Consider the following 4,711-nt stretch of genomic DNA (forward strand, 5'->3'; position numbering starts at 1 on the left):
GCGGCAGCGTCTGTGGTGTATCAGCGCCGGGGGGGGGGGGGGGGGGGCGGGATCCGGCGTCGCAGCGGCCGGCGGCGACGGTTTCGGGTCGGTGGTCGCCGTCGAGGTCGCCGCGGGCGGTGGCGGTGACGGCGACGGGGGCGCCTTTGCAGTCGAGGGGCCAGGTGACGGCGGTCGGGTCCGGGGCGGTGGCCTGCGGGGCGCTCGCGGGTTCGGGGGCGGATTCGGGGGTGGCGGGTCCGGCGGCGGTGGCCTCGGGTTGGAGGAGTCCCGCCCCGGCTATGACGGCAGCCATGGCGCAGGCGGTGGCGAGCCAGTGGAGGGGCCTGGTGCTGCTGTGGGCCGGGTTTTCCAGGGCGGGGGCCGGCGTGGCGGTGTGGTGCGGCACGCGGGGTGTCTCCTGTGCGGGCGGTGGCGGTGACGGCGAGCCAGCATCGTGCCACACCTCACACGGGGGTGGAACGGGTGGGTCCGTGGTCTTCGGTCGGTATGCCCGGACAACGTGAAGGCGCTGCGGTGCAGTTCCCGCGGGTGGCGGGGGAACTGCGCCGCAGCGCCTGTGTGTTGTGCGTGGGTGGGGACGGTGGTCAGCCGCGGTCGCCGGAGCTGCCGGACTGGCTGCCGGGGCCCTCGTAGTCTTCGCCGTAGGCGCCCTTGGCGGGGCGGCGGCGGCGCATCGGGGGTTCGACGCCGTCCGCGAGGCGGCGGGCGGTGACGAGGAAGCCGGTGTGTCCGATCATCCGGTGGTCGGGTCGGACCGCGAGGCCTTCGACGTGCCAGTTGCGGATCATCGATTCCCAGGGCTGCGGTTCGGCGAAGCAGCCGATCTCGCGGATGGACTCGACGGTCTTGGACAGCTGGGTGGTGGTGGCCACGTAGCAGCACAGGATGCCGCCGGGGACCAGGGCCTTGGAGACGGCGTCCAGGCACTCCCAGGGGGCGAGCATGTCGAGGATGACGCGGTCGACGTCGGTGTCGGACAGGTTGTCCTGGAGGTCGCCGACGGTCAGCTGCCACGCGGGGTGGGGGCCGCCGAAGTAGCGTTCGACGTTCTCCTGGGCGATCTGGGCGAAGTCCGCGCGGCGCTCGTAGCTGTGGAGCATGCCCTGGTCGCCGATGGCGCGCAGCAGGAAGCTGCTGAGGGATCCGGAGCCCACCCCCGCTTCCACGACGCGTGCGCCGGGGAAGATGTCGGCGAAGGCCAGGATCTGGCCCGCGTCCTTGGGGTAGACCACGGCGGCGCCGCGGGGCATGGACAGGACGTAGTCGGGGAGCAGGGGGCGCAGCGCGAGGTACGCGACGTTCCCCGTGGTTCGGACAACACTGCCTTCGGGAGCGCCGATCAGCTCGTCGTGGGGGAAGGAACCCTTGTGGGTGTGGAAGTTCTTCCCGGCTTCGAGCGTGAACGTGTAGTGGCGTCCCTTGGGGTCGGTGAGCTGGACCTGGTCCCCGACCTTGAAGGGCCCGCGACGGCGGGCGGCACCGGTCGGTTCGGACATGTGACCAGTGTATTGGTTTCAGGAGCGGGGCCGTGCCATGGCCTTCACGAAGGCCTTTTCGACGTCGAGGGCGGACAGGACGCCGTAGACCTGGCCGTCGGGGTCGAGGACGAGGTATTCGGTGGCGGGGGTGGCGCGGAGGTGGTCGAGCAGTTCTTCGCCGGTGAGCTCGGCGGAAACCTTCATGCCGTCGGTGAGGTCCTGGGCGAGGGTGCTGACGGCGATCCAGGGGCGGCGGTGTTCGGGGACGGAGGCGATGGCGCTCTCGCGGACGATGGCGGTGGGTTCGCCGTGGCCGTCGACGATGACGATGGCGCGGGCTCCGTAGGCGTTGGCGCGGCGCAGGGCCTCGGAGAGGGGGGTGGTGGTCTCGACGGGGACGGCGCGGCGGGTGAGGGTGCGGGCGCGGAGTTCGGGGAGGTGTTCGCGCAGGCGGGCCATGCGGAGGCTGTTGCCGGCGCCGGTCCAGATGATGGCGGCGAGGATGGCGGCGAGCAGGGCGTCCATGACGGTGCTCATGCCGCCGATCTCGTCGCCGGGGGTGCCGAGGAGTCCGGTGTGGGTGATCATCGGCAGGCCGAGGAGGACGGCGACGGCGAGGGCGCGGCCGACCCAGGCGGCGGCGATGGTGCCGGTCATGGGTTTGCCGGTGATGCCCCAGATGACGGCGCGGAGCATGCGGCCACCGTCGAGGGGGAGGCCGGGGAGGAGGTTGAAGGCGGCGACGAGCAGGTTGGAGATCATGAGGCCGGCGAGGAGGACGCCGGGGACGGTGCCGGGGTCGACGGCTTTCATGCCGAGGTAGAAGGCTCCGGCGAGGAGGAGGGAGAGGAGGGGGCCGACGAAGGCGAGGACGAATTCGCGGCCGGGGGTCTCGGATTCCTTCTCGATCTCGGAGACGCCGCCGAAGAACTGGAGCTGGATGCGGCGTACGGGGAGTCGGAAGCGGAGGGCCGCGACGGTGTGGGCGAGTTCGTGGACGAGGACGGAGGCGTAGAAGGCGACGGCGAAGAAGAGGGAGACGAGGTAGCGGGCGGGGCCGAGGTCGGGGAGGACGCGGTCGAGCTGGTCGCCGAAGACCCAGGTGATGAGGGCGGCGACGAGGAACCAGCTGGGCGAGACGTAGACGGGTACGCCGAAGGGGCGGCCCATGAGGAGTCCGCCGCCCGGTCCGGGGCGGTTGCCCGGGCGTTCGCCGGTCTCGTCGGTGTCTGCCACTGCTGTCCTTCGTTCGGTGCTGTTCGGCGGGGTGTGCCGGTGGTGTTCCCAGTGTGGTTCACGTGCCGCCCGGCGGGTGCCGGTGGGTGCCGGCGGGGTTGTTCGGTAGCGCGGCGTGATGCTCCGATCATGCAGTGCGAGGGGGCCCGGCGTCGATGGTATGCGCGTGGCTGTCCGTGGCGGGTCGTAGGGTTTTGTGCATGACGACGAGCTCTGGTCCCCTTTCCGGCGCCGCGGATGCCGATGCGGCACCGGGCGTGGCGGTCCCCGTTTCGCTGTCGCCTTCGCGGGCGAGCGATTTCATGCGGTGTCCGCTGTTGTACCGGTTTCGGGTGATCGACAGGTTGCCGGAGAAGCCGAGTGCGGCGGCGACGAGGGGCACGTTGGTACATGCGGTGCTGGAGCGGTTGTTCGATCACCCGGCGCAGGAGCGGACGGCGCCGCGGGCCAGGGCGCTGGTTCCGGGGCAGTGGGAGCGGTTGCTGGAGGCGAAGCCGGAGCTGTCGGAGCTGTTTCCGGCGGGGGACGACGGGGCGGGGTTGGCGCGCTGGCTGTCGGAGGCCGAGGCACTGGTGGAGCGGTGGTTCACGTTGGAGGACCCGACGCGGCTGGAGCCGGTGGAGCGGGAGTTCTTCGTGGAGGCGGAGCTGGAGTCGGGGCTGCGGCTGCGCGGGATCATCGATCGGGTGGACGTGGCGCCGACGGGTGAGGTGCGGATCGTCGACTACAAGACGGGCAAGGCGCCGCGGCCGGAGTATGCCGAGGGTGCGTTGTTCCAGATGAAGTTCTACGCGCTGGTGGTGTGGCGGCTGCGGCGGGTGGTGCCGCGGCGGCTGCAGCTGGTGTACCTGGGGAGTGGGGACGTGCTGACGTACGACCCGGTGGTGGGGGACCTGGAGCGGGTGGAGCGGAAGCTGCTGGCGTTGTGGGAGGCGATCAAGGAGGCGACGGCGACGGGTGATTGGCGGCCGCGGCCGACGAAGTTGTGCGGCTGGTGCGATCACCGGGCGGTGTGCCCGGAGTTCGGGGGCACTCCCCCGGTGTATCCGCTGCCGGTCGTGTCGGAGCGGGGGGCCGGTGGGGCGCGTCCGGCGGAATCCTGATCATCCGATCAGGGCAGAATGGGGGGCGTCCCACCGAAGCGGCCTTACGAATCAGAGGTGTCCCCTGTGGCGATCCGCGTCCTCCTGGTCGATGACCAGCCGTTGCTGCGCACTGGTTTCCGGATGATCCTGGAGGCCGAACAGGACCTGGCGGTGGTCGGTGAGGCCGGGGACGGTGTGCAGGCGCTGGAGCAGGTGCGGGCGCTGCAGCCGGACGTGGTGCTGATGGACATCCGGATGCCGCGGATGGACGGGGTGGAGGCGACGCGGCAGATCACCGGGCCGGGTCGGGACGGTCCGGCGAAGGTGCTGGTGCTGACCACGTTCGACCTGGACGAGTACGTGGTGCAGGCGCTGCGTGCGGGGGCGAGCGGCTTTCTGCTGAAGGATGCGCCGGCGCATGAGCTGGTGCAGGCGATCCGGGTGGTCGCGGGGGGTGAGGCGATGTTGGCGCCGAGCATCACGCGGCGGCTGCTGGACAAGTACGCGGGGCACCTGCCGTCGGGCGAGGAGCGGGTTCCGGACACGCTGGGTTCGCTGACGGAGCGTGAGGTCGAGGTGCTGAAGCTGGTCGCGCGGGGGTTGTCGAACGCGGAGATCGCGGCGGACCTGTTCGTGAGCGAGACCACGGTGAAGACGCATGTGGGGCACGTGCTGACGAAGCTGGGGTTGCGGGACCGGGTACAGGCTGCGGTGTACGCGTACGAGAGCGGCCTGGTCCGGCCGGGTGCCGCGCAGTAGGCCGTGGTCCAGCGGGCAAGCCCGGGTGGGGAACGGAACCGGGGCCGGGCGCCCCCCCGGGGGGGTGGGGGGGGCCCCGGGGGGGGCCGGGGGGGGGGGCGCCCAGGCGGGGACCCCAACAACGACAACACGGGGGGGGGCCCGCCACCC

The 4,711-nt window shown here is 71.7% G+C and carries 4 protein-coding genes and 1 pseudogene; 2 read left to right on the top strand and 3 right to left on the bottom strand.

The window, feature by feature from the left end; translation table 11 throughout:
* The 3 genes and pseudogenes from ACFVGY_RS20640 to ACFVGY_RS20650 all read right to left on the bottom strand — a co-directional run.
* Positions 1-388: pseudogene (locus tag ACFVGY_RS20640) on the bottom strand (hypothetical protein); the annotation flags it as partial.
* A 199-nt stretch (positions 389-587) separates the two neighbouring features.
* Positions 588-1,499: a tRNA (adenine-N1)-methyltransferase gene (locus tag ACFVGY_RS20645; protein WP_385679370.1), complete on the bottom strand. Its 912-nt coding sequence runs from the start codon at positions 1,497-1,499 to the stop codon at positions 588-590.
* Between the two features lie 18 nt (positions 1,500-1,517).
* Positions 1,518-2,717 carry a site-2 protease family protein gene (locus ACFVGY_RS20650; RefSeq protein WP_385679373.1) on the bottom strand — a complete coding sequence of 400 codons (1,200 nt, stop codon included), beginning with the start codon at positions 2,715-2,717 and terminating at the stop codon, positions 1,518-1,520.
* Positions 2,718-2,917: 200 nt separating this feature from the next.
* On the opposite strand from ACFVGY_RS20650, the gene ACFVGY_RS20655 reads away from it, so the two are divergent.
* The gene (locus ACFVGY_RS20655) at positions 2,918-3,820 is read left to right on the top strand and encodes a RecB family exonuclease (protein WP_385679376.1); all 903 of its coding nucleotides are present in this window, start codon (positions 2,918-2,920) and stop codon (positions 3,818-3,820) included.
* A gap of 66 nt (positions 3,821-3,886) precedes the next feature.
* Positions 3,887-4,561, top strand: coding sequence for a response regulator transcription factor (locus tag ACFVGY_RS20660; protein WP_179175575.1), 675 nt, complete (start codon positions 3,887-3,889; stop codon positions 4,559-4,561).
* The last annotated feature ends 150 nt before the right edge of the window (positions 4,562-4,711 follow it).

This window comes from Streptomyces sp. NPDC127106, from assembly GCF_042677605.1.
GTDB lineage: Bacteria > Actinomycetota > Actinomycetes > Streptomycetales > Streptomycetaceae > Streptomyces.